General features: G+C 62.1%; 20 protein-coding genes and 1 pseudogene. 15 read left to right on the top strand and 6 right to left on the bottom strand.

Features of this window, described 5'->3' with window-relative positions:
* Positions 1 to 96: 96 nt before the first annotated feature.
* Positions 97 to 705, top strand: coding sequence for a hypothetical protein (locus ACS7SF_RS22840; RefSeq protein WP_439894397.1), 609 nt, complete (start codon positions 97 to 99; stop codon positions 703 to 705).
* A gap of 131 nt (positions 706 to 836) precedes the next feature.
* Positions 837 to 1631, top strand: a complete 795-nt coding sequence (locus ACS7SF_RS22835; protein WP_439894396.1) for a hypothetical protein — start codon at positions 837 to 839, stop codon at positions 1629 to 1631.
* A gap of 617 nt (positions 1632 to 2248) precedes the next feature.
* Here ACS7SF_RS22835 and ACS7SF_RS22830 read toward each other — a convergent pair.
* The 3 genes and pseudogenes from ACS7SF_RS22830 to ACS7SF_RS22820 all read right to left on the bottom strand — a co-directional run bounded on the left by ACS7SF_RS22830 (position 2249) and on the right by ACS7SF_RS22820 (position 5707).
* Complete coding sequence (locus ACS7SF_RS22830; protein WP_439894395.1) at positions 2249 to 3034, bottom strand: hypothetical protein; 786 nt, start codon at positions 3032 to 3034, stop codon at positions 2249 to 2251.
* 1161 nt (positions 3035 to 4195) lie between these two features.
* Positions 4196 to 4471: pseudogene (locus ACS7SF_RS22825) on the bottom strand (cyanase); the annotation flags it as partial.
* A 147-nt stretch (positions 4472 to 4618) separates the two neighbouring features.
* A complete protein-coding gene (locus tag ACS7SF_RS22820; RefSeq protein WP_439894394.1) occupies positions 4619 to 5707 on the bottom strand; it encodes a porin in 1089 nt (362 codons plus the stop codon).
* Positions 5708 to 6181: 474 nt separating this feature from the next.
* On the opposite strand from ACS7SF_RS22820, the gene xylF reads away from it, so the two are divergent.
* From xylF to ACS7SF_RS22800, 4 genes are all read left to right on the top strand, one after another.
* The gene (gene xylF, locus ACS7SF_RS22815) at positions 6182 to 7189 is read left to right on the top strand and encodes a D-xylose ABC transporter substrate-binding protein (protein WP_439894393.1); all 1008 of its coding nucleotides are present in this window, start codon (positions 6182 to 6184) and stop codon (positions 7187 to 7189) included.
* A gap of 59 nt (positions 7190 to 7248) precedes the next feature.
* Complete coding sequence (locus ACS7SF_RS22810; RefSeq protein WP_439894392.1) at positions 7249 to 8796, top strand: xylose ABC transporter ATP-binding protein; 1548 nt, start codon at positions 7249 to 7251, stop codon at positions 8794 to 8796.
* Between the two features lie 5 nt (positions 8797 to 8801).
* Positions 8802 to 10001, top strand: a complete 1200-nt coding sequence (locus ACS7SF_RS22805) for a sugar ABC transporter permease (RefSeq protein ID WP_439894391.1) — start codon at positions 8802 to 8804, stop codon at positions 9999 to 10001.
* 324 nt (positions 10002 to 10325) lie between these two features.
* A complete protein-coding gene (locus tag ACS7SF_RS22800) occupies positions 10326 to 11252 on the top strand; it encodes an NAD-dependent epimerase/dehydratase family protein (protein ID WP_439894390.1) in 927 nt (308 codons plus the stop codon).
* A 31-nt stretch (positions 11253 to 11283) separates the two neighbouring features.
* On the opposite strand, the gene ACS7SF_RS22795 is transcribed toward ACS7SF_RS22800, so the two are convergent.
* Positions 11284 to 12336 carry a LacI family DNA-binding transcriptional regulator gene (locus tag ACS7SF_RS22795; protein ID WP_439894389.1) on the bottom strand — a complete coding sequence of 351 codons (1053 nt, stop codon included), beginning with the start codon at positions 12334 to 12336 and terminating at the stop codon, positions 11284 to 11286.
* Positions 12337 to 12438: 102 nt separating this feature from the next.
* On the bottom strand, positions 12439 to 13332 hold the full coding sequence (locus ACS7SF_RS22790) for a DMT family transporter (protein WP_439894388.1): 894 nt from the start codon (positions 13330 to 13332) through the stop codon (positions 12439 to 12441).
* Between the two features lie 97 nt (positions 13333 to 13429).
* Between ACS7SF_RS22790 and ACS7SF_RS22785 the strand changes: the two genes are divergently transcribed.
* Positions 13430 to 14239 (top strand): AraC family transcriptional regulator, encoded by an 810-nt coding sequence (locus tag ACS7SF_RS22785; protein ID WP_439894387.1) that lies wholly within the window; start codon positions 13430 to 13432, stop codon positions 14237 to 14239.
* A gap of 13 nt (positions 14240 to 14252) precedes the next feature.
* Here ACS7SF_RS22785 and ACS7SF_RS22780 read toward each other — a convergent pair whose 3' ends face one another.
* Entirely contained in the window at positions 14253 to 15041 is a 789-nt protein-coding gene (locus ACS7SF_RS22780; protein WP_439894386.1) for an SDR family NAD(P)-dependent oxidoreductase, read from the bottom strand.
* A gap of 161 nt (positions 15042 to 15202) precedes the next feature.
* On the opposite strand from ACS7SF_RS22780, the gene ACS7SF_RS22775 reads away from it, so the two are divergent.
* The 8 genes from ACS7SF_RS22775 (at position 15203) to ACS7SF_RS22740 (ending at position 24750) form a co-directional block, all read left to right on the top strand.
* Positions 15203 to 16102, top strand: a complete 900-nt coding sequence (locus tag ACS7SF_RS22775) for a LysR family transcriptional regulator (protein WP_439894385.1) — start codon at positions 15203 to 15205, stop codon at positions 16100 to 16102.
* A 117-nt stretch (positions 16103 to 16219) separates the two neighbouring features.
* Positions 16220 to 16765, top strand: a complete 546-nt coding sequence (locus ACS7SF_RS22770; RefSeq protein ID WP_439894384.1) for a hypothetical protein — start codon at positions 16220 to 16222, stop codon at positions 16763 to 16765.
* Complete coding sequence (locus ACS7SF_RS22765) at positions 16762 to 17265, top strand: hypothetical protein (RefSeq protein ID WP_439894383.1); 504 nt, start codon at positions 16762 to 16764, stop codon at positions 17263 to 17265. Before ACS7SF_RS22770 ends, ACS7SF_RS22765 begins: the two co-directional genes overlap by 4 nt.
* Positions 17266 to 17387: 122 nt before the next feature.
* On the top strand, positions 17388 to 17672 hold the full coding sequence (locus ACS7SF_RS22760; RefSeq protein ID WP_439894382.1) for a hypothetical protein: 285 nt from the start codon (positions 17388 to 17390) through the stop codon (positions 17670 to 17672).
* A complete protein-coding gene (locus ACS7SF_RS22755; RefSeq protein WP_439894381.1) occupies positions 17669 to 17929 on the top strand; it encodes a hypothetical protein in 261 nt (86 codons plus the stop codon). Before ACS7SF_RS22760 ends, ACS7SF_RS22755 begins: the two co-directional genes overlap by 4 nt.
* Positions 17926 to 19557, top strand: a complete 1632-nt coding sequence (locus ACS7SF_RS22750) for a PepSY-associated TM helix domain-containing protein (RefSeq protein ID WP_439894380.1) — start codon at positions 17926 to 17928, stop codon at positions 19555 to 19557. Before ACS7SF_RS22755 ends, ACS7SF_RS22750 begins: the two co-directional genes overlap by 4 nt.
* 118 nt (positions 19558 to 19675) lie before the next feature.
* Positions 19676 to 21871, top strand: coding sequence for a TonB-dependent siderophore receptor (locus ACS7SF_RS22745; protein WP_439894379.1), 2196 nt, complete (start codon positions 19676 to 19678; stop codon positions 21869 to 21871).
* A gap of 230 nt (positions 21872 to 22101) precedes the next feature.
* A complete protein-coding gene (locus tag ACS7SF_RS22740) occupies positions 22102 to 24750 on the top strand; it encodes a bifunctional diguanylate cyclase/phosphodiesterase (protein WP_439894378.1) in 2649 nt (882 codons plus the stop codon).
* Positions 24751 to 24763: the final 13 nt, after the last annotated feature.

Below are 24763 nucleotides of genomic sequence, written 5' to 3'. Positions count from 1 at the left end.
TTGTGGAAGCACAGCACCGATACAGACGGACCGTATTGCTGCCTGTGAACGTCAAGCGACCGGCGCCCTCTCCCGCCGCCCTCCTAGAGCTACATCATGACCATCAAAGCGTACCTTCGCGACGAACTCCGAAAGATTGGCCCAAATGATTTGCTGCCCGATAGCTCGTTCAAAACGGCCCTCTGGACTTTCTTCACATGGGCGGCACTTGCGATTCTCTTCGTGGGGGCCACAAGCTGGCTCGGCCAATTCAAGTCCACGAAATATCTCACCGACACGATTTCCGAAGGCATCGGCCCACATCTGTGGAACGTCGTCGGCACATTTGGGTGCACATTTCTGGGCGCGCTGGTAATTGCACCGAAAACCAAACTGTTGGCGATCCTGGCTAGCGAAGCTTTCGCCAACACCTATGTGATTGGAGCGCTTTCCTTCGGCCTGCTGGCGGGCCAAGTTGCCGAGTTGTTCATCACCGCACCGCCTGCCCCTAAGGTGTATTGGCTTTATGCCATCGCCTTTCCCATTCTTTTCGCAGCTCTCGCGGCTCTGAATCTCTCGACGTGGTACCTCTCCTATCTCTCTTCGCCCGCAAGACTCAGCAAGGGCTTCCTCTGCCAGCTCGCCAAGGTTGATATGCGGCTTCGCCTGCCCGTTGGCCTTGCTCTTACTTTTTTACCGCTCATCTATGCCATTTGCCAGCGCTAAGGGAACCCCATCGGCTGACCTCGGCCTCGCAGCAACCATCTTGTATTGCAGACCCAACGCAACTGCGGGGCAGCTGCCAAGAAGGTCGCAGGCTTGCAGTAAGCCCACTAAATCAATTTGAGAACAAACAGATGACCAAGAAAGAGACGGCCTTCGGCGCGTGGAGGCACGAGGCACATGGATTGGTCCAGCAGGTCATTCGCGAGCAATACGCCTCCGAGCTTGCCGGCAACTGGCATGAGAACAACATCACGGGCCAGCTCCTCCTCAAACTGGAATCAGTCGGCACACACCTGATCTGGTCGGACTATGCCCAGCACGTGAAATGGCGTGGGCTCAAATATTCCGGCAAGCCGGAGCAGACTTACGGCGACATTGCCGTCTTTGTCCGCGTTGCATTGACTGACAACACGGTTCTGGAAGGGGTCGCGTACTACGAAGCAAAACGCCAGTATTTCACGTCTAACCGTACGACGGCCGGATTTGCTGCGCTTGATCTCGACCAGTTGGTGAAGATCAATGAGAACACCCAAGCGAGCCACGTGTTGCTGTACGACATGACAAACTCCAATGTAGGAGTGGCTTCAGCACTGCCGACTTCGTTTGTGATCGCGTTGATGGAGCAACGAAAGCGTGAAGAGACGACCGGAAATCTCGACCGAGAACTGCATCGCTATGGCCGTCATTGGATAGATCGACTGGGAAGCAACCTCCTTGGATACGAACTAGATTTCTCCGAGAAAGGAGTCCAGTCTGTAAAGGACTACATCCGAAAATTCCCGGGGGCTGCTGTATTGCTTACTGGTGTGGCGATGTCTACGACCCTAGAACCAGAATTGCCCAGGGACGATTTCCTGAGCGCCGAGTATGTTCGGTTGGACACACCGGACCGCAAGCCGGATGTTGGGAGTGATCTCAGCTTTTAAATTCCCATAAAAGCCTGCCTCTGACCGGAAACGGTCATCGATGCCATTTACTAAGTTGTTTGAAGTACCACGGCTCATGGGCGGAGCAGTTTCGGTACGCCGGTGGCAAAGCACGGCAACTCGCGTGCTTCCCTTGTGGCGCCTCACCACCACGCTGCTCCCAATGCCTATGACCCGCTCCAGCACTATCGGTTTGTTGAGGAACGACTAAAAATCGTCGGCCCAAAACCCGCCAAGCCGTGAGCATCCACCGTGCACCCGTCGATTACACGAAACTGCATATCGGGAACATTGCAGAAATTCGGGATATCCTGAAACAGAGAAGTCTCGAGGCCATCACATCAGGAATGGACAGCCTCGTAAGATGCGTTGGACCTTCACCCTATTAGCTGGCCAGCAAGTTTAAAAAACTAGTCGGGCGCAGCGAGCTTCCTTCAGTTAACGACCTATTGCCATTATCCAGATCCCCCAACTGGACTTCTTTTTCGCAAAGGAATCGATCACCCAATTTTGTCGAGTCACGATGATCGCACTTACAAATCTAAACGCTTTCACCAAAAATCCCCTGGGAACTAACCACCAGGAATGCATCGACCCATCACCGATTGCCGTGCCCCTCAATTTGGCGTGACGTCCAAAACATACTGGACCTGCTCGTCAATATTCGCGACTAACGCAGAGCATTTTTTTATTAGATCGATGACATGCTCCTCCTCAATACCAGTCGGATTCCCATCCTTGTCTACACCGTTGCGATGAACGCAATCGTGACGAATAAGGACGGCTTTGAAAAGCCACCCAACATCCCCGAAATCGATACCCAGGACGTCCCGGTACATGGGCTTCACTTTTTTAAGATCGTGAAATATAAGATCCTTCAAATATTTTGCAACGAGAATCTTCAATCCTTCCCATTGCGTAAAAATCTCTTTTAGAGAGAATTGCCGCTTTGACAACTCAGGATCGGTTTCAACCAGTTTCCGAATGAGAGCATTCGAATTTACGACGGTGTGGATAAATATTCCTGAAAGGTAAGCCTCTACCGCAGTCACCGCCTGTGCGTACAGCATGTTAAACAGGGTTATTTTTGTGTCACCAGCCGTCGAAATTTTCAGCAAAGCAACCACGTCAGTCATTACTTTCCGAAAATTATCTAATTGCTCGGTCAACTCAATAACCCATGATATTTCCTCGTCTTCATGAATTGCGTCCATCACGATCTCGTGCGTCAGACCGATGGCGCCATCCACCTCTACGGTTGTTTCATACAGATTGCTGATAATGCGTGCTTCGAAGTCCTTCCCACACCCTTCGCAAACGAGAGCCCTATAATAGTCCTTTTCGCTTTCGCTATATTTTTCCGCAATAAAAGACGGCCCATCTACATGGACCTCCTGATACACTTCCGCCCCACATGGGCAATCGAAATTTATATTTATCAACATATGTCTTTTTCTTAACTAAACTCGACTCAGGAAGCATGCAGTCTTGAAAAAATCCAAGACCATAAAGAGCCAACTATCCGCTTAGTGAAATCCAATTCTCTTCCTAATTCGAGCAACACGAGTTGCCGGCGCAAATATACTCAAGCTAGGCACAAAAAATTGCGGTGACTTGAAAAGTCCCAACATCCTTAAGCGTGGTGCAAGGACTCACCCCTGCAGAATGCACCATCCTGCACAACGACCATCAATAGAAACACGGGCCAAGACGCTATGGACACAATATGTCGTTGTACAGTTCAGCGTGATTCAGTGCTTCACCGTTATGTTCTGTGCGTATCAAATTTTTTGGGCGGTTGCACTCCCCGACTTTCCACACGTTGTGGTAGATATCGAATACTGGTCTACCGAGACTACTACCGACGAACTGCTATACAAGTCGTCAGTCATACTGAATCTGACATCGGACGGTCGCTCCTTGTCGAAAGCAGACGGGTACGGCCTAACTCTTCAAGCTATCTGCGAAACGCCTTCGTATATTTTCCCCGTCCGCCCCGACAAAAGCACTCCCTCTTATTAACTACCTCGGCTCCAATCCAGGCCCTTCAGCAGCTCCTACTGATACAACTACACCCACACTCCCTTCGGCAAGCAGCTGCTTACGGGACGCTGGAAGCTCCGCGAACGGTTCACTCGCCATGCGCTCAACGCAGTGCCCTCTTTGGCTTTTCTTCTTGAAACGCCCTCCGCATTTTGTAGGGCGATAACCCCGTAGAAAAATCGGGACTGAGTTATGTATGTTCTGAGCCAGTCAATTCAGGGAGGCCTGACCTTCGCCGCGATACCTTTGAGCTTCCGCCGTTGTCAGGCAAATTATGAAGCTGTGAACGCAGACTTCGATCACTAAGAACCCATTTACATTGCCTAATTAAGGCAATCAGCTTGAGTATTGCTGGTTATTTCTATGCTACTCCGCACGGCATACGGCGGCGTGGTCGCCTTTGACCGATCCGTTGCGTTTGCCATAGGAGAGGGCGGGCATGGGCCCTCCGAGGTTTTGGAGATTGATGTCCACGGTTACACAGTAGAGGGTTGTGCGTCCATGGCGGCTACTCGCGGTTGGAGTTCGTAGAACCGATAGATGAGCGGGTCTGTCGGCACCGCGCTCGGCAGTGAGCCTTTGTACGGCGTCACCTGCAGCAGCATGACGGCCTCTTCAGGCAAGTCCAATGCCACGCCCACCGCTTTGGCCTGGGCTTCGGTCAGCGTCATCTGGCCCAGCAGCGCTGCGGTGCTCCACTCTTTGCTGTGGCCGATCACCTCGGCCAATTGCGCCCACGTCAGTTGCTTCTTGATCTTCTGCAGGACGATCAGATCGGTTACGTCTTCGCGTTGCATGGCAGCTCCTTGGGTAGGGGGAGAAAACAGCATGCAACACGAGCAAGGTCAATGCCAACCAGCAAACGCCGCGCCCCTTCCCTTGCGGCGCTCCCGCAGATGGCGGCGATGCCGCCATCTGCGCGGAGGAGCACGGCGAAAAGCGCGTCAGAACCAGTGCATGATCCCGGTATATACGCCTTGCTGGCTGGAGCCCGGAGCCGGCTTGCCGCCACCCGCCTCGACCGAGAAGGCCGCGTTGTTGCCATTCAGAACCGTGCCGATGGTGCCGTACAGCAGCGTGCGCTTCGAGAAGTAGTAGTTGGCGCCCACCGTCAGCAGCGTGCCGTTTCCGGCGCCTTGATTGCGGTTCGCGCGGTACGCGCCGCCAATCAGCGTCAGGGCCGGGCTGATCTGATAGTTCGCTCCCAACCAGTACATCTGCTGCAGGGTCGCGCCGTTCGGGTTGTCCGCATCCACCGCGGTTTTGCCGCCCGACTGGATGCGGCTGTAACCGCTGAACAGCTTGAGGTCGCCAATCTGGTACGTGCCGCCCGCCGTGAACAAACGGGAAGCCGTATAGAGGTTGGTGAACTGCCCGTTGGTGTCACGAATTTCTTCGTAGAAAGCCTTGAGCATCAGCGGGCCGCTCTGGTAGGCCAGCGCGCCGGCAAGCTGTTTGCCCGAATTGAAATTCCCCGCCGTGCCGTTCAAACCGGCCTGCGCACGGAACGAGAAACCGCCCCACGTCGGCGAGTTGTAGGTGATCGCCTTCGGACGCGAGCCCCAGGTGCGATTCATCTGCAGGGTGGCGACGCTCATGTTCTGCAGACCCATCGGATCGATCGACCATGACTCGCCATCGGGAATACCCATGGCGCGGCCCAGCAACAACGTGCCGTAGGTGGTGCTCGACAGCCCCACAACCGCGTAGCGATTGAACAGCGCATCGGATGAACCAGAGGCCGAATTGAAGCCGTTCTCGAGGTTCATCACGGCAGACAGCCCGCCGCCCAGATCCTCGGAGCCCTTCAGGCCCCACATGCTGGTCCCCCACTGGTTGCCGCCGTACTGCAGGTTGCTGGCGGTGCCGTTGGCGGTCGCAATCTTGTTCGTGTAGTCGAGGCCGCCACCAACGCGGCCATACAGCGTGACACTGCTCTGTGCGGCGGCCAGACCGCTGGTGGCAGCCAGCAGCACCGCAGCGGCGGCCTTGGCCACCGTGGTCATCCGAAGGGATGGGGTCTTGGTTTGCATTGCTTCCGTCTCCTCAATTTGGCGTTGTCTTTGTGCGTTGCGAGCCGATTCTCGTGGCGGGCTCGGACAGGAGAATGGGCAGGATTGACAGCGCTGTCAATGTAGGGACTTGCCCTAGTTTTTGGCCAATGCGCGTCGCGGCAAGGCATTGGGGAAATGACGCGTGCTGCTCCAGCCCCTAGGGCAAATCCCGAGATTGACAGCGCTGTCAATTTTGACCATTCTGCAGTCCCAACCGGCGCGTGAACCGGATGCCCGTGCCGACCAAAGCGCCCCTCGTGCGTGATGGCGACGAATCTTCATGTGCGCCAGCCGCCCTTGCGGCTAGCCACACGAGCCGTCGATGTACTACCGTCCTAATCTGCTGTACATCTGCATCCGGACGGCACCAGCCAGAACAAGAACGCGTTCATGATCGGGCTGACAGCCGGCATAGCGTTCTGAATGACAACATCAATGAAGAAGGAGACCTACATGCTTTCACGCGTACTGAACACCATTGCCGCCGCGGCGGTCCTGACCTTCGCTGCCACCTCGGCCCACGCCAGCAAGGAAGCGCCGGTGATCGGCTTCTCGATCGACGACCTGCGCGTCGAGCGCTGGACGCACGATCGTGACTACTTTGTCGAATCGGCCAAGAAACTGGGCGCGACCGTCAACGTGCAATCGGCCAACGCCAACGAAGCCAAGCAGATCGCCCAGATCGAAAACCTGATCTCGCAGAACGTCGACGTGCTCGTGATCGTGCCGTTCAACTCCAAGGTGCTGGGCAACGCCATTGCGAGCGCCAAGAAGAAGGGCATCAAGGTCGTGTCGTATGACCGCCTGATCCTGAATGCCGATGTGGATGGCTATGTGACCTTCGACAACGTGAAGGTGGGCGAGCTACAGGCACAGGGCGTGGTCAAACTGGCCCCGAAGGGCAACTACTTCCTGCTCGGCGGCGCATCGACCGACAACAACGCACGCCTGCTACGCGAAGGCCAGATGAAGGTGCTCAAGCCGTACGTCGACAAGGGCGACATCAAGATCGTCGGCGAGCAATGGACGCCGGAGTGGGACCCCGCCAAGGCGCAGAACATTGTTGAGAATGCGTTGACCGCGAACAACAACAACATCCAGGGCATCGTCGCGTCCAACGACGGCACGGCCGGTGGCGCAATCCAGGCGCTGTCGCGTCAGAAGCTGGCAGGCAAGGTGCCGGTGTCGGGCCAGGACGCTGACCTGGCCGCCGTACGCCGCGTGGCCGAGGGCACGCAAGCCATGACGGTCTACAAGCCGATCAAGCAGATCGCCGCCACCGCTGCTGAAATGGCCGTCGATTTCGTCAAGGGCACCGCGCCCAAGTTCACCACCAAGCTGAACAACGGCAAGAAAGACGTCGACACCATCCTGCTGACGCCGACGCTGCTGACCAAGGACAACCTGGACGTGGTCGTCAAGGACGGCTTCTATACCAAGCAGCAGATCTCCGGCAAGTAAGTCGAAGCCGGTCGCAGTGATATGCAGTTGTCGTCAGTCGTAGTGCGTAGGAGGCAGCCATGAGCAGTAACGGCACCCTGTTCGAGATGCGCAACATCGTGAAGTCGTTCTCCGGTGTGCGCGCGCTCGACGGCGTGAGCCTGGCAGTCAAGCCAGGTGAATGCGTCGGTTTGTGCGGGGAGAACGGCGCCGGAAAATCCACCCTCATGAAGGTGCTGTCGGGGGTCTACCCCTACGGCACCTATGAAGGCGAGATCGAATGGGAAGGTCAACCGCTGCGCGCGCATTCCGTGCGCGACAGCGAGCGTGCAGGCATCGTCATCATCCATCAGGAACTGATGCTGGTGCAGCAGCTCTCCGTCACGGAGAACATCTTCCTCGGCAACGAGATCACCAAACCCGGCGGCCGCATGGACTACGACGCCATGCACGCCAAGGCCGAACAGCTGCTCGCTCGCCTGCGACTGACCGACGTGAACGTGGCCGCGCCCGTGATGAATTACGGTAGCGGCCACCAGCAGCTCTTCGAAATTGCCAAGGCACTGGCCAAGAACGCGCGCCTGCTGATCCTGGACGAACCGACGTCGTCGCTGTCGGCCAAGGAAATCGAGGTGCTGCTGTCCATCATTGAAGACTTGAAGCGCAGCGGCGTGGCGTGCGTCTACATCTCGCACAAGCTAGACGAGGTCAAGCGCGTGTGCGACACCGTCACGGTCATCCGCGACGGCAAGCACATCGGCACGCGGCCCGCCGCTGACATGACCATCGACAACATCATCACGATGATGGTCGGCCGTGAAATGACCTCGCTCTTCCCCAAGGTGGAACACACCGTGGGCGATGTAGTCATGGAAGCGCGCAACGTCACCTGCTGGGACGTCACCAACCCCAACCGCAAGCGCGCGGATAACGTGAGCTTTGCCGTGCGCCGTGGCGAGATCCTCGGCATTGCCGGCCTGGTGGGTGCGGGGCGCACAGAGATGGTGTCCGCGCTGTTCGGCGCCTACCCTGGCCGTTCCAGCGCTGAGATCACGATGGAAGGCAAGCCGATCAAGGTCGGCTCACCGGCCGAAGCGATCGCCAACGGCATCTGCCTCGTCCCCGAAGACCGCAAGCGCCACGGCATCGTGCCGCTGATGAGCGTGGCCGAGAACATCACGCTCGCCACACTGGCGCAATACGCGCGCGGCGTACGCGTGGACAAGGGCGCAGAGCTCACCACGGTCGACCGCGAAATCAAGCGCCTGCGCATCAAGACCGCCAGCCCCGCGCTGTCGATTGCCAGCCTCTCGGGCGGCAATCAGCAGAAAGCTGTCGTCACGAAGATGGTGCTGGCGATGCCGAAGGTGCTCATCCTCGACGAACCCACGCGCGGCGTCGATGTCGGCTCCAAGTACGACATCTACAAGATGATTGCCGACCTGGCCGCCACCGGCGTGGCGATCATCATGGTCTCTTCCGAAATGCCGGAGATCCTGGGCATGAGCGATCGTGTCCTGGTCATGGGCGAAGGCCAGTTGCGTGGCGACTTTATCAACCGGGGCCTGACCCAGGAGCGCATCCTGGCCGCTGCCATCAATGCTGAACCGCAGCCCCAAGCTGCCTGATTGTCATGTCCAATATCCTGCAATCCCAAGTCGCCCGCCAAGGCGGTGCCAACGGCCCGCGCCTCGACAGCCGCGCCATTCAACAACTGTTCGTGCGCTACAAGGTGCTGGCCCTGCTGCTGGCCGTGGCGCTCATCTGGATCTTCTTCCAGTTCCAGACCAACGGCACGTTCCTCAAGCCCAACAGCATTTCCAACCTGTTCCTGCAGATGTCGGTAACAGGCATGCTGGCCTGCGGCATGGTGTTCGTCATCATCGCCGGGGAGATCGATCTGTCCGTCGGCTCGCTGCTCGGCCTGCTGGGCGGGCTGGTCGCCATCCTTACCGTCAACCTCGGATGGAACACGTGGCTGGCGGTGGGCACGGTGCTCGTGGCCGGTGCGGCCATCGGCGTGGTCAACGGTTTCATCACGACCAAGCTGCGCGTGCCGTCGTTCATCGTGGGCCTGGGCGGCATGCTGGCCTTCCGTGGCCTGCTGCAGTGGAGCACGGACAGCGTCACCATCGCCCCCGTGCCCGATGACCTCGGCAACCTCGCGCAGAGCTTTGTGCCGGCATCGCTGGCGTGGTCGCTCGCGGCTGTCATCGTCGCCGGTTCGGTTTTCCTGACCGTGCGCCGCCGCCGTGACCGTGCGCGCCTGTCGCTCTCGCTGACACCGCTGTGGGCTGATGGCTTGAAGCTCATCGCCATCGCCGCAGCCTCGTTCGGCTTCGTCGCCGTGCTCAACCAGGCCAGCGGTGTGCCGCTGCCGGTGCTGATCCTGCTGGTGCTGCTGGCCATCTTCTCGTACGTCGCCACGCAAACCGTGTTCGGCCGTCACGTCTATGCAGTGGGCGGCAACATGGAAGCCACGCGCCTGTCTGGCGTGAACGTGGGCCGCGTCAAGCTGCTGGTGTTCGTGCTGATGGGCCTCATGTGCGCCTTCGCCGGCATCATCACCACGGCGCGCTCCGCAGCGGGTTCGCCCTCCGCCGGCGTGGGCGGCGAGCTCGACGCCATCTCCGCCTGCTTCATCGGCGGCACCTCCATGCGCGGCGGCTCGGGCACCGTGTACGGCGCGCTGATCGGCGCCCTCGTCATGGCCAGCCTCGACAACGGCATGCAGCAAATGAACGTCGACGCCTCGTGGCAGATGATCGTCAAGGGCGGCGTGCTAGTGCTCGCGGTGTTGATCGACGTCCTGTCCGGCTCCAACCGCGGCTAACAAGCAAGCACAAACACACGCCGAACCCGGCACCAACACAAGCACACAGACGGTTTGGCTGTTGACGTTCTTGCCCTAGATGGCGCCTTGAATTTGTGTTGCAGGGAGGAAAAAGAAGGGAGGCTTGTCTGAGCGCAGCGAGTTTGCCTCCCTTCCCTCCCTGCGACAGAAATTCAAGGAGGCTTTCGCCATCTCGGGCGCGCCTTTCTTTGCTTACTTTCTTTGGCAAGACAAAGAAAGTGAGTCGCCCCCGGCAGGGGGTGAAACAGGGGATGGACCACCAGTCCCAAGCTCCAACCAAACACACAAGCAAAATCCAACACCGTGGCTGACTACCAAACCCCTGCTCGCGTACTCGTCACCGGCGTAGCCGGCAACCTGGGCCGCAAGGTCGTCGAGGCCCTCGCTTCTGCCCCGTGGTGCACGTCCATCATCGGCGTCGACTGGGTCGCCCAAAACGTCGAATTCTCCCCGCAAGCCACCGAGCGCTTCCAGTGGGTCACCGCTGACCTCACGCAAGCCGATGGCGCATGGACGGACCTGCTGAACAACGTCGACGCCGTCATCCACCTGGCCGCCATCCACTCCACGCCCGATGCGACGTGGGAGCAAGCGCTGGCCTCCTACGGCATGACGCTGAACGTACTGCAGGCCGCCGCCACACACGGCGTGCGCCGCTTCGTGTTCGCCTCGTCCAACCACGCGATGGGCGCGTACAAGGACCAACCGCTCGCCGGTACGATCGGGCCCGGCAAGCTGCTCGCGGAACTGTCCCCCGCCCCCGGCACGCGCTGGCACAACGGCATCGAAGAGGTCTACTCGCTAGCCTACGGCACGTCCAAGGCGATGGGCGAACGGCTGTGCAAGGCCGTGGGCGAAGTGTCCGCCGCCAACGGCGGCAAGCTGTCGATCGTGTCGCTGCGCATCGGCTGGGCCCTGCCCGACGAGAACGACCCCAACGACATCAACCACTCCGGCACCGCCGACACGCCCGTCCCCACCGAGTTGCCCGACGAAGCCAGCCACGTCGCGCTGCGCTGGTTCCGCAACATGTGGCTGTCGAACGATGACCTGCGCCGGTTGTTCCTGAGCGCCGTCACCGCCGACCCCGCGCGTTGGCCGGCACCCGCCATCGTCGTGAATGGCGTGTCGAACAACAGCGGCATGGATTGGGGCCTAGAGACCGGGCGCGAGCTGCTCGGCTACGACCCGCAGGATGATCTGTACGCGCTGCTCAAGCAGCCCGCGTAAGCCCAACGCACCACACAGCCCGCCCGGCAGATCAATGCGGCGGCGGGCAAGTCGATTCCCGGATCACGAGTTCGTACTGCAGGTTCTCGTGCACCGAATGCAGCTTCAAGCCCGGCAAATGCGGTCGGTGGATGGCGACCAGTTGCTCCACCGCCGCGTGCGCCATCGCCTGGATCGGCTGGCGCACGGTGGTCAGCGCCGGCCAGAGCTGGCGTGAGAGCGGCGTGTCGTCGTAGCCGCAAATGGAGAGTTCTTCCGGCACCTTGATGCCGCGCGCTTGGGCCACGCGCAACACACCGGCGGCCATGTCGTCGTTGCCGGCAAAAATGGCGGTTGGGCGTGGCTCACAAGAGAGCAAGCGTTCCGCGCAGGCCATGCCGGATTCAAACGAGTGTTCGCCTTGCTCGACCAGCCGTTCGTCAATGGCAATGCCGGCCTGTGCCATCGCATCGCGGTAGCCGAACACACGCTGATACGCGGCGCCGTGGTCAGGGTCGCACACCACGAAGCCGATGCGGCGGTGGCCCAGGCCGATCAGATGCAGCGTCATGTCCCGCGCGGCGGCGCGGTCTTCGGTATTGACGGATAGGCCCTTATGCTCCCGATCGGACGGCGCGAGGCGCACGTAGTCAATGCCGGCCTCATCGAGCGCCGCAATCAACGACGTCACGTCTGACACCGGCGGCGTGAGGATGATGCCGGCCAGCGCACGCTGGCGCGCACCTTGGATGATCTGCTCGGCGAGATCCGGATCGCGGTAGTTGCAGGGCGTGAGCAGCAGGCTGTAGTCGAGCGCCTGGCAGGCTTCGAGCGCGCCGTGCTGGATGTTGACGATGTAGTTGTCGGAGGGGTTGTCGTAGACCAGCGCGATGATGTCGGAGCGCTTGCTGGCCAGGCGCCGGGCGGCGGGGTTGGGCCGGTAGTCGAGCGTCTGCATTGCCTCAACCACCTTGGCGCGCGTCTTCTCGCTGATGTTGGGCTCGTGATTCAACACGCGCGAGACGGTCTTGATCGACACGCCCGCATGCGCGGCAACATCATCGACGGTGACACTGGTGTTGCCAGTGCGGGCGCTGCGCTTCATGGTCTGGCGAGTGTGGTTCTAGAACACAGGACGGGCGCTGAATAGGCGCCCGTCATGCGTTCGATTCTACCGCCAACCACTGCGCTGCGCGGCCGAAAAAAACTAACGCGCACTCAGCCCGGAGCGGCCCATCGGCAGCCGCACGATGCCCTGTGCCAAGCTCACGCCCAGCAGCACCAGACCGCCGCCGACCCAGTGATAGCCGTGCACAGTCTCGCCCAACAACACCGCTGCCATGGCGGCTGTAAACACCGGCATCAGATTCATCAACACCGCCGTACGCTCACTGCCGATGCGCTTGAGGCCCTGCATCCACAGGTACGACGCCACGATCGACGAGGCAATGCCTGCAAACACCACCAGCGCGATACCCCTGGCGGGAATCGCCAGGCTGTGTGCCGTCATCGCGACCGGCACGAGCATCACCACCGCCATCAACACCTGCACATACAGGTTCAGCCACTGTCCGAACGGCAGCGCCCAGCGGCGATAGAGGATGTTGTACAGCGCGTACGCGGTCGCCCCGGCAAGCACCAGCACATCACCGTGGTTGATACCGCCATCGAACAGATTGGCCGGCTCGCCGCGCCCAAGGAGATACAGCACACCCAGCAACGACACCACCACGCCCGTCACCGCTTGCATACCCACTGGCTGACGAAACACCGCCACGTTCAGGATCAACCCCAGCATGGGGATCAACGCGCCGATCACGCCCATGTTGGTGGCGCTTGTGCTGTGCGCCGCGTAGTACGCCAGGCACTGGTACATCACCATGCCCAGCAGTGCCAGCACCGCAAACCGGCGCCACTGTGCCAGCACTGCCGCGCGCTGGCGCCACAGCGGTCGCGCACAGAACGGCGTGAGCACAACGGCCGCCAGCAGCCAGCGGTACAGCGAGATGGCCGCCGGGTTGACCACGCCGGCCGCGGCTTTCGAAACGATGGTGTTGGCAGCCCAGATCAGCACCGCCAGCAAGGGATACAGCACAGGCACAACGGCCTCCTCGAACAATCGAAGATGGCAGTGTAGTAATGTCTGATTCAGAACATATACTGCAAATCAGACAATCTCACCCCTCGAAGGCGACAACGTGCATACCGCTTCCGCCTACCGCGAAGCCGACCTGCGCGTCCCCAAAGACGCGCCGTTCTATTTCCGCTACAGCACCTACGAACCCGAAACCGCCGTCGAACTGCATACCCACCCGTGGGGCCAGCTCTGCCGGATCAGCCTGGGCCTAATGGAAGTCATGGTGGAAACGCGCAAGCTGACGGCGCCGGCGGAGTACCTGATCTGGGTGCCTGCCAACGTCCCACATTCGGCGTCGATTCGGCAGGAGACGGATTCCGTCTCGGTGTACGTGGCCGAGCCGTTTGCCGAGCACCTGCCTCTCGCGAGCTGTCTGATTTCACAAACGCCGCTGATACGCGCGCTGTTTGATGACTTTGCCGTGCGCGGCGTCTCGGTCATGCGTGACGAGTGGGACCTACGTCAATTCGAGTTGCTGATCGAACTGCTTGCGCGAGCTGATCGCACCGACAGCTACCTGCCTGACAGCACCGATCGCCAACTCGAACCAATCCTGCTTGCCATTCGCCTGGACCCAGCCGACAACACCACGCTGCAGGCCTGGGCCGAACGCGTACACAGCACCGAACGCACACTGGCGCGCCGCTTCCAGAGCGAACTCGGCATGAGCTTCGTGCAATGGCGCAACCGCGTGCGCCTGCTGCGCGCGCTGGTGTGGTTGAAGGAAGACCGCTCGGTGCAGGAAATTGCCCTGGCGCTAGGCTACGGCACACCCTCGGCGTTTATCACGATGTTCCGCAAGCAGGTTGGGTGCTCGCCCGAGCGCTATCGACGGCAGATGTGCGGCGAGGGCGAGCGCCCCGCCGCGTAGGTCACCACCAAGCTCAAGCGACCGAGTAGCCGCCATCCGCCACCAGCGAGTGGCCCGATACATAGCTCGCGTCATCCGACGCGAGGAAGGCCACGATGGTCGCCATTTCCTGCGCACTGCCGAATCGGCCAGCGGGTGTGCCGGCGGCAAAGTCGTGCATGGCTTCGTCCGACGGCCAGATGCCGCGATGGTGGAACGGCGTTTCGATCAGCCCCGGCGCCAGCGCGTTGACACGCACGCCACGGCGGAACCATTCAATGGAGGCCGTCTTCGTCATCCCGATCACGGCGTGTTTGGTGCCGATGTACAGGCCCGCGTTCTCAAAGCCGATCACCCCACCCATCGATGCGTTGTTGATGATGCTGCCTGCGCCTTGGCGGAGCATCACTTGGGCCTCGTACTTCATCGAGTTGAAGACGCCGCGCACGTTGGGGTCGAACACCTTGTCGTAGGTGGCATCCGTCTGCTCGGTGAGCGGCGCGAACACGCCTTCGGTGCCCGCGTTGTTAAAGGCGATGTCCAGGCGCCCGTACTTGGCGACGGTGAAATCGACCATCTTGCGGATGTCGTCTTCGCGCTTGACGTCCACTTCAATCGCGGCCGCTTCGCCGCCTTGCGCGCGGATCGTCTCCACCAGTGCGTCGAGCTCGGGCTTGCGCCGTGCGGCCACGACCACCTTGGCGCCGCGCTTGGCCAGCTCAATGGCCGACGCGTGCCCGATGCCCGAGCTGGCGCCCGTCACCAGGGCGACCTTGTCTTTCAGTTGTGTGGATTGCGTGGTGGTTTGCGTTGCTGCGTTCATTGCCGGCTCCTTGCCGTGAGTTCTGATGATCTGGCGCTCGCTGCATCGTCCAATTGATCCGCGCTGCCAGGCGTGGAGCCCATTATGGGTAGACCTGCACAGCAAATAAATGGAATAATCCGGCAAACAAAATTCCTATTTTTGGAACGCCAAAAACCACCATGCAAGACCGCCTCGAACTGCTGCGCATCTTCGCCACGGCCGCCGGTGCACCGACGTTTCGCGAGGCGGCAGCGCGGCTTGGTGTATCGCCGCAGGCCGTCACACGGGCGGTGCGCGAGCTGGAGGACACGCTGGGCGAAACGCTCTTCCACCGCAACACGCGCAGCGTGCAGATCACCCGCTACGGGCAAGACCTTGCCGCGCAAGCCCAGGCCGCATTGCAGACCGTCGATGGCCTGTTCGATCGTTCCTCCGCCAAGGCGACGGAGGCGAGCGGCATCGTGCGTGTCACAGCGACTTCGCACATGGGGCGCACCTATGTCATGCCCGTGCTGACGGCGCTGATGCAGCAACACCCGGGCCTTGTCGCAGACCTTCGCCTGTCGGACGTACCTTCCGCCGTGGTGGATGAGCAGATCGACGTGGGAGTACGCATTGGCTTCATCGGGGACAACCGCTTCGTGGCGCGCTCGGCCGGTAGCGTAGCGCTATGGGTGGTGGCCGCGCCCGCGCTGCTTGCCCGTGTGGGCGAACCCAAGACGCTCGATGCGCTGCTGGAGCTGCCCATCACCACACTCATCAACCGCAGCGATGGCCGCGCCTGGCCGTGGGCCTTCCGCGACGACACCCAGCTCCAGCCTCACCGCACCGCCTTCGTAACGGATGATCCGGAAACGGAAATACAAGCAGCCTGTGCGGGCCTCGGCTTCACGCAGACCACGGAGTACCTGGCGCGCGCGCACGTGGAGCGCGGCGAACTGGTACGCGTGCTGCGGCGGTTCGAGCCCCTACCTTGGACGCTCCACGTCTATCGCCCACAGCGCGGGCCGGTACCCACGCGGGTGCGGGTGGTGTTCGATGCGTTGGCCACGCAGCTGAAGGCGCTCTGCGCTGGCTGAACACGCGCGACGGTGCGCCGCAGCAACTGAAAACAATGGTGAGAAGCGGCACCGCATCAGCGTTTGCGGCCTGCGGTGTCCTTTAGAATCCGCTCTGTTGCAGATTTGGAAGCCCTCATGCGTACACCTCGGTTTGCATCCGCCCGGATGCTGGGCAGCGCGCTGGCGCTGAGCACCTTCGCACTCAGCGGCTGCAGTTCGCTGATGTCGGAAGGCACCACCGCGGCGGCGGGTATCGGTGGCGCGGCCATCGCCGCCAAGGTGACCGACAACGCCGCCGTGGCCACCGGCATCGGCCTGGGCGTGCAAGCCGGTGCACGCGCCGCGCTGCAGCACAGCCAGCGCGTCGTCCACACCGAAACCCAAGACCACATCGCGCAGATTGCCGGCGCCTTGCCCGACAACACCGTCGGCAACTGGCAGATCAAGCACCGTATCCCGCTGGAGCCCGATGAACGTGGGCGCGTGGTCGTCACGCGCTCCATCAACGGGCCGCTGGTCAATTGCAAGGAGATCCTCTTCACCGTGGACGGCGCCGGCAAAGACAACGACAGCGGCGCCGCGCAGGTGGACTTCTTCATCGCCTCCATCTGCCATGACGGCAAGCAGTGGAAATGGGCCACGGCAGAGCCGGCCACCGCGCGATGGGGCTCGCTGCAATGAGCCGCCTCGGTTGGCTGATTGCTGTTAGTGCTGTCGGCGCCGGACTGCTGGCCGGGTGTTCGTCCGTCGGGCCGCTGACTGGCGCGGCGGCGGGTGTCGCCACGGGCACCGTCACGGGTAACCCGGCGGTGGCGTATGGGGTGGCCGTGTCCGTCAACGCCGCGACCGACGCGTCCATCAAATACGCCATGCGCCGCTGGACCGCCAGCGAGCACGACGCACTCGCTACGGCCGTCGGCCGCCTGAGCGACGAGACGCCCTCGCTCAACTGGTCTTTGGAGCGCCTGATGGGCGTCACCAAGGCGCACGGCACGGTGGTCCTCGTGCGCACGTTCACCACACCGCTAGCCACGTGCCGCGAAGCCATCCTCACGGTGGAAGACACCGGCACCACGCCAAAGGTCGCCCCCGGCTACACCATCTACGCCTGCCAGAACGGCAACGCGTGGCAATGGGCCAATGCCGAACCCGCCGTGCCACGCTGGGGCAACCTCCAGTAGCGGGACCGCCGTTTCGCTAGGCCGTCCTCTCTGGGCCTTTCCTTACGCCCCGTGGGGGCTCGGCTTGTTCTCGCCAATGAGAATCATTATCATCTACGATCTTGATTCCATTGAAGACTGCCATGCACGGTATTGCCCTCCTGCTCGGGCTGCTGGCTGCGGGCTGCCTGTATGCGGCCGCGCCCAATCAAGTGCTGCTCGCACCGGCATCGCCGCTGCGCGGGCGCGTGCTGTGTAGCGTCGCCGCTGCACTGTCGTCCATTGCCGTGGTGCTGTGGAGCGACGTGCTCGGCTGGGCAGGCGCGGTCGTCGCTGTGGTGCTGGTGGTGACGGGCGCCCTGTCGCTCTGGCCGATGGCGGGGGCGTGGATGCAGCGTAATCGCGCCACAAGCGAGGCGCGCCCATGACCGGCATCGGCACCAAGTGGCTGGCCGGCGTGGTGCTGGGGCTACCGTTGTCAGTCGCGCTGTGCACGCTGGCCATCGTGTGGCTGCCGGGCGGCTGGGAAAGCGGCGTCATTGGCGCGCTGCTCGCGTGCCTGCCGCTGTGGGTGGTCATCATCAGCGGAAGCACGCTGTTTCCGACGAGCGCACGTGCCTGGACCGTGCTGGCCGCCGGTAACGCGCTGTCCCACAGCGTGCTGTGGTGGTTCCTGCTGCGATGAAAGCCGCGACCTTGCGTCTGTACCAGACGCTGCATACCTGGGTGGGCCTGATGGCCGGCTGGGCGCTGTTCATCGCGTTCTTCGCCGGCGCGATCACGGTGTTCCACGAAGAGCTGCATGCATGGCAGAACCCGCTGCGCGCTCACCATGGGGGCGCAGCCGCATCGATCACCATCGCCTCCGCCGACATCGACCACTTCGTGGGCGCGCTGGTGCGCACGCACCCGGCTGCTGCCGCCAGCGCCTACGTCATCCTGCCCAATGAGGGCGAGCCCGACTTCTCCGCCTACTGGCAGAACAGCAAAGGCGATTGGCAGATGACGACCGGTACCAACCTCGCGGCCGGCAAGACCTCGCCAAAAGACTTGTCGATCGAACCGATGCAGGGCGAGCTGGCCAACTTCCTGAACCGGCTGCACTACTCGCTGGGGCTGGAAACACCGGGCATGTATTTCATGGGGGCGATCTCGGTGCTGTATGGCGTGGCGCTCATCTCGGGTGTGCTGCTGCATCTACCGCGCTTGAAGAAGGACCTGCTGGCCGTGCGCCCCGGGCGCAACCTCAAACGCTTCTGGATGGACATGCACAACGTGCTTGGTCTGTTCAGCCTGCCCTTCCATTTGATCTTTGCGATCACCGCGCCCGTGCTGTGCCTGAGCGTCGTGCTCATGGCGGTATTCAACACGGTGGCACTCAACGGCAAGCTGTTTGATGCCGTGCCACGCGTCACCACGGCGGCCGGTACGGTCGCTGCCGCCAACCGCGCAGCGCCCGTGCTGTCCGCAGAAAGCCTGCTGGCCCGCGCACGAGAAGCTACCGACACCAACTTCATCGTCAAGTCCATCCACTACCAGCATATTGGCGACGCCAACGCCGTGGCAGAAGTACGCGGCAGCAGCACGCGCGCCGTGGGCGACTATGGCTCGGTGGCGATCCGCGCCGCCGCCAGCCAACCCGACAGCGGCAAGGTGATCGGCAACCAGACGTCCGATGCGCGCGACACCAACCACGCCATCTACAGCCTCGTCTACGGCCTGCACTTTGGCACCTACGGCGATGTCGCCTTGCGCCTCGCCTACCTCGTAATGGGCCTGGCAGGCGCGTTCGTCTTCTACTCCGGCAACTTGCTGTGGATCGAATCGCGCCGCAAGCAGCGCTTGGCGGATCAACCGCGCGTACATCAACTGCTGGCGCGCGCCACGGTGGGCGTGTGCATCGGCTGCTGCGTGGGGGTAATGGCGACCTTCCCGGCGGCGCTGCTGTGGCCCGGCCAATCGGTGGGCGTGACTTATTACACGGTCTTCTTAGCGGCGATGGCCTGGGCGATGCTGCGGCCGCCCGCGCGAGGCGCGGTGGAGCTGCTCAGCACCGCTGCGGTGGCCGCCTTGCTCGCCCCCATCACCAATGCCGTTGTGACCGGCGACCACCTGCTGCGCACGATGGCGCGCGGCGACTGGATGGTGGCTGGTTTCGACCTGGGCGCACTGGCGCTGGCGTGCGGCTTTATCGGCCTGGCACGCGCCACGCTGCGCCGGGCGCGCAGCGGTGCACCGGATTCCGTCTGGGCCATGCCAGCGCCTGAAACGCGCGCCAGCAACGGCCTGCCGCACATGGCCAGCAAGCCGTAGCGCCACCCGCCTCACCCAAAAAACCACAACACCCGCACAGAACCTCGTGCATGCCGCTCGCCGGCACGCGCGGGACTGCGCACGCCCATCCACAACGTTGATCCAGGGGAGCTTGATCATGCGAGCCGCTTTACCACGTGCTTCACGCCGTTCCACCGTCCGCCCGCGCACCACGCCGATGGTGCGTCCGTTGGTGCGTCAACTGGCGCTAGCCTTCGCCGCCATCAGCACGGGTGCGCCCGCTTTGGCGCAACAGGCGGACACCCAAGTCGACTTGCCCGCCACGCAAGTCACCGCCGGCAAACCCGCTGCCTACGGCGCCAAGCAAGCCAGCACCGGCGCGCTGGGTGACAAGCCTCTGCTCGACACGCCGTTCTCCATCAACGTCGCCACGCAGGAGCTGATCCAGAACCGCCAGGCGCAGACCATCGGCGACGTGTTCAAAGGCGATCCGTCCGTCACCGCCAACAACGACGGCTATATCGGCGAGGCCTCAAACATCACCATCCGCGGCCTGCAGCTCGACCTGCTGGAGGGCTACAAGATCGACGGCCTGGCCGTACCCAACTGGGGCAGCGAATTCCCGCTCGAACATTTCGAGCGCGTGGAACTGCTCAAGGGCTTGTCGGGTTTCATGTATGGCTTTGGCACACCGGGCGGCATCGCCAACTTTGTTAGCAAGCGGCCGACGAATACCTTTGGCGGCAGCGCCAGCTTCGGCTTCACCAGCGGCGGCACACTCAAGGAGTCGATCGACCTGGGCGGCCGCTTCGGCCCCACCAAAGCGCTGGGCGCGCGCGTGGGCGTGGTGCATGAGGAAGGCGATACGTTTGTCGACGGCGGCCATATCAAGCGGGATTCCGCATCGCTCGCGCTCGATGCCCGCATCACGCCCGATCTGCAGTGGTCGTTCGACGGGCTGTATATGCAACGCAATGTGCAGGGCGCCTACTACGGCATCATCCCCGGCCAGGACTTTGGCGTGCCGGTGAGCGAATTTGTGCGCACGCCGCGCGCCATTGACGGCAGCCAGCGCGTGGCCTCGCGCGGCTCGTATTACGAGACGGAGATCAAGACCGTCGGCACCGAACTGAACTGGGCCGCCACGCCCGACTGGAACGTGCGTGCGGCGTATCGCTATGCGCAGCAGAACCGGGGCAACGCCGACAGCGCCATCCAGCTGACTGATAACGCGGGCAACTTCAGCGAACTGCAATACGGCTCGTACCAGCGCTACCAGTATCAGCAAGCCCAAGTCATGGCGGACGGCAAAGTGCGCACCGGCACCATCGAACACGAACTGGTGCTGGGCACCTCATGGCAAAGCCTGACGCAAGCCAATGGTGGTTTTGCTTCGACGTTGCTGGGCACAGGCAATCTGTATGACCCGTCGGCGTTTGTCTCGACCGGAGCATCACTGTTGCGGGTGCCGGCATCCGACGGGTTGTACCGCACGTCGAAGATCAACCAGACCGCCGTCTTTGCCAGCGACACGATCAAGTTCAACGCGCAGTGGTCGGTGCTCGGCGGCTTGCGCTACACGCGCTTCAACCAGACCGGCTACAACAGCGATGGCAGCGTCTCGGCCAAGTACGATCGCACGCCCATCACGCCCACGCTGGCACTGATGTTCAAACCCGTGCAGCCGATGACGCTGTACGCGAGCTATGTGGAGGCGCTCGAAGCGGGCAACAGCGCGCCCACCACGGCCGCCAATGCAGGTGCGGTGTTCGCGCCGCTCAAGAGCAAGCAGATTGAAGTGGGCGCCAAGGCGGAACTGCACGATTGGACCTTCGGCGCGGCGCTGTTCCAGGTGCAGCGCGGTCTGGCGTATCTGCGGCCGGACAACATCTACACACAAGATGGCGAAACCCGCTTTCGCGGCCTGGAACTGACCGCGCGCGGCAAGCTTGCGCGGGACTGGACGTTGCTCGGCGGCGTGCTCTTCATGAACTCGGAGAACACGCGGGCCGACGCGTCCGTGGTGGGCAAACGCGCTTACGGGTCGCCCCGGTTCAAGGCAACGGCCTATCTCGAATACGCGGTGCCGGTAATGCCGGGGCTGGTGCTGTCCGCCGGAGGCCAGTACGTCGGCAACGCGGCGCTGGAAGCCGATAACAGCAACATCGTGCCCGGGTATCACACCTTTGATATGGGCGCGCGATATTCCACCAAGGTGGGCGGCAAGCCCGTGACGTTGCGCTTCAACGTCGACAACCTGACGAACGAGAAATACTGGCTGCCAAGCTGGGGCTTCATTCTTGTGCAAGGGGCGCCGCGTACCTTCCGGGCGAGTGCGACGGTCTATTTTTGATTTGGCCGGCGGCCTGACAGCAAACGTTTTCCATTCCATCTCTGGTATGCCGGCACCGTTGCGTGCCGACCATTCACCGCCCAAAAACGGGTTGATCCGGGCTAACAATCGCGCACTTTCCGCCTACACTCGGCAATTAAGGAACATGAGTTTCCCGCCGATAGCTATAGTCGGTCTGCACGATTAATCACCTGCCACGGGTACCCTGGCGCACCCGAATCGGAGCTGGGATGAGCTGGAAGCAACCGCCAACTTCAGGCAGCACATTGCGACGCCTGCGCCCACTGCTGTCACCCCTCAACGTTGGGGTCGTGGCCTGCTTGGCGATCGTGTGGTGGTTTACGTACGACCAACTCGCAAAAGAGCGGGATCGGTTGATCGTCAACGCCGAGACCCGCACGCGGCTCGAAGCCCAGGCCTTTGGCGAATACTCGCTGGGCAGCGCGCGGCGTCTATCGGAATTCCTGCTGGACCTGCGCGCAAGCTGGCTGGCCGGCCGCGATGTGTTCGAGCGCGTCATCCGCGAGCGGCAGGACGTGGTGCGCGACCTGACCTTCCAGGTAGCCGTCATCGACGCAAACGGCTTGCTGGTCTATACCTCCATCGGCCCTGTCACCGATCATCTCGACCTCAGCCAGCGCCAGCATTTCCGCGTGCACAAAGACGCGCCGGGGCGCGACGCCCTGTTCATCAGTGACCCGGTCCAGGGCAAGGTGTCGAAGAAATGGTCGATCCAGTTCACGCGGCCGATTCTGCAAGACGGCCAGTTCGCGGGCGTGATGGTGGTGTCCGTCACGCCGGACCAGTTCGCCAGCTTTGCCAACACGCTGACGATCGGCAAAGACGGAGCCGCGAGCATCATCAAGGAATCCGGCCAGGTGATCGCGCGCGTGCCCGACCTGGCTGCCGGCATCTCTCAGGCGCCGCGTACACGCCGATTCGACCAACCCGGTGCGCCGCAGTCGGGTAGCTACCGGGTCGTCTCTGGTATCGACGGTATTGATCGCATCATTGGCTACCACCACGTGCCGGAGATTGCGCTGTACTTCCTGGTGGGCGAATCGGTGGCGTCGGTGCTGGCGCCGTATCAGCGCTATCGCCGCATCGCCCTGGCCGAGGCCGCGGGTTCCACGCTGCTGATCGCGCTGTTGTATGGAACGCTGCGCCGCTCCGTGGCCGAACGCCGGCGGCATATGGAAGACATGCGCCTGGCCTCGCTGGTCTATGGCTCCAGCAGTGAAGCGATGATGGTGACCGCGCTCGACGGCAAGGTGAGCGACATCAACCCAGCCTTTACCGTCACGACGGGCTATACCGCGCAGGATCTGAAAGGCCAGCCCAGCGATGTCATTCGCTCGGAATGCAATGACCGCACCGTGGTCGACGCCATGCTCGCAGCCGTCGACACGAAGGGCACGTGGAGCGGTGAATACCTCATCCGCCGCAAGGATGGCAGCGAGTTTCCGGCGCTGCTCACCATCGACACGTTTGCTGGCCACCCCCAAGGTGAGGCCAGCCGCGTGGTGCTCATCCACGACATGACAGAGAAAAAACGCGCGGAAGAAGTCATCTGGCGGCAAGCCAACTTCGACACGCTCACGGAGCTGCCCAACCGCCACATGTTCTACGCCCGCCTGCGCCAGGAGATCGCCCAGGCGCGGCAGGCCAACGCTTCGGTGGCGTTGCTGTTCATTGACCTGGACCGCTTCAAGGAAGTGAACGACACGCTTGGCCACGACCAGGGCGACCTGTTGCTCAAGGAGATCGCGCGGCGCATCTCTGCCATCGTGCGCGGCACCGACACCGTGGCCCGCCTGGGCGGCGACGAGTTCACCATTATCCTGCCCAGCATGCCGGACGCCGGCGCGGCCGCGCCCATCATCCACAGCCTGCTCGCGCGCATTGCGACCCCCGTGCGCTTGGGCGAAGAAAGCGTGGAAGTGTCGGCCAGCATTGGGCTGGCGCTGTTTCCGCGCGATGCAGATAACGCCGAATCCTTGCTGGTGCGGGCCGACCAGGCCATGTTTGCAGCCAAGAGCGCGGGGCGCAACCAATGGGCCGTCTTCACGCCGGCCCTGCAACGCGCCGAGCAAGAGCGCCTGCGCGTGACCAGCGACCTGCGGGTGGCCATCGAGCAGAAGCAGCTTGCCGTGCACTATCAGCCCATCGTGGACTTGCGCAGCGGCAAGGTGCACAAGGCAGAGGCGCTCATCCGCTGGACCCACCCGGCGCGCGGCGAGATCGACCCCGCCGATTTCATTCCCGTGGCCGAAGACACCGGGCTGATTGTCGAGCTGGGCAAGTGGGTACTGAACGAAGCGCTGGACCAGCTCACGCGCTGGCACGCCACGCTGGATGCCTCGCTGCAGGTGTCGGTCAACAAATCGCCGGTGGAGTTTCGTGCGCACCAGGCGGGCGGCGAATCCTGGCCCACGGTCGTGCAGCGCCGTGGCATCCCGCCGCACAGCCTGGTGGTGGAGATCACCGAAGGCGCGCTGATGGAAGACAGCGCCGAGGTGGTCGAACACCTCGGCGATTTCCGGCACGCGGGCATCGACGTTGCGCTCGACGACTTTGGCACGGGGTATTCATCGCTGTCGTACCTCAAGCGCTTTGATATCGACTACATCAAGATCGACCAATCGTTCGTGCGCAGTCTGGCCGACGACCCGAAAGACATCGCACTGTGCAGCGCCATCGTCAGCATGGCGCATGCGCTGCGTATCAAGGTCATCGCCGAGGGCATCGAAACCGAAGCGCAGAAGGCCATCCTGACCGCCGCGGGTTGCGACTATGGGCAAGGCCATCTCTTCTGCCCGCCGGTGCCGGCAGCGGCGTTCGAGGCTTTCGTCCTCGAAAACCAGGTCGCCGTCACCTAAGCGCCGCTAACCA

The sequence above is a fragment of the Ralstonia sp. 25C genome, from assembly GCF_051904805.1.
Taxonomy (GTDB): domain Bacteria; phylum Pseudomonadota; class Gammaproteobacteria; order Burkholderiales; family Burkholderiaceae; genus Ralstonia.
This window is presented reverse-complemented; position numbering and strand designations above follow the sequence as displayed.

Coding starts and splice junctions, on each gene's coding strand:
- ACS7SF_RS22840 (WP_439894397.1), top strand. CDS start 97: ATGACCATCAAAGCGTACCTTCGCGACGAACTCCGAAAGATTGGCCCA.
- ACS7SF_RS22835 (WP_439894396.1), top strand. CDS start 837: ATGACCAAGAAAGAGACGGCCTTCGGCGCGTGGAGGCACGAGGCACAT.
- ACS7SF_RS22820 (WP_439894394.1), bottom strand. CDS start 5,707: ATGCAAACCAAGACCCCATCCCTTCGGATGACCACGGTGGCCAAGGCC.
- xylF (WP_439894393.1), top strand. CDS start 6,182: ATGCTTTCACGCGTACTGAACACCATTGCCGCCGCGGCGGTCCTGACC.
- ACS7SF_RS22810 (WP_439894392.1), top strand. CDS start 7,249: ATGAGCAGTAACGGCACCCTGTTCGAGATGCGCAACATCGTGAAGTCG.
- ACS7SF_RS22805 (WP_439894391.1), top strand. CDS start 8,802: ATGTCCAATATCCTGCAATCCCAAGTCGCCCGCCAAGGCGGTGCCAAC.
- ACS7SF_RS22795 (WP_439894389.1), bottom strand. CDS start 12,336: ATGAAGCGCAGCGCCCGCACTGGCAACACCAGTGTCACCGTCGATGAT.
- ACS7SF_RS22780 (WP_439894386.1), bottom strand. CDS start 15,041: ATGAACGCAGCAACGCAAACCACCACGCAATCCACACAACTGAAAGAC.
- ACS7SF_RS22775 (WP_439894385.1), top strand. CDS start 15,203: ATGCAAGACCGCCTCGAACTGCTGCGCATCTTCGCCACGGCCGCCGGT.
- ACS7SF_RS22770 (WP_439894384.1), top strand. CDS start 16,220: ATGCGTACACCTCGGTTTGCATCCGCCCGGATGCTGGGCAGCGCGCTG.
- ACS7SF_RS22765 (WP_439894383.1), top strand. CDS start 16,762: ATGAGCCGCCTCGGTTGGCTGATTGCTGTTAGTGCTGTCGGCGCCGGA.
- ACS7SF_RS22760 (WP_439894382.1), top strand. CDS start 17,388: ATGCACGGTATTGCCCTCCTGCTCGGGCTGCTGGCTGCGGGCTGCCTG.
- ACS7SF_RS22755 (WP_439894381.1), top strand. CDS start 17,669: ATGACCGGCATCGGCACCAAGTGGCTGGCCGGCGTGGTGCTGGGGCTA.
- ACS7SF_RS22750 (WP_439894380.1), top strand. CDS start 17,926: ATGAAAGCCGCGACCTTGCGTCTGTACCAGACGCTGCATACCTGGGTG.
- ACS7SF_RS22745 (WP_439894379.1), top strand. CDS start 19,676: ATGCGAGCCGCTTTACCACGTGCTTCACGCCGTTCCACCGTCCGCCCG.
- ACS7SF_RS22740 (WP_439894378.1), top strand. CDS start 22,102: ATGAGCTGGAAGCAACCGCCAACTTCAGGCAGCACATTGCGACGCCTG.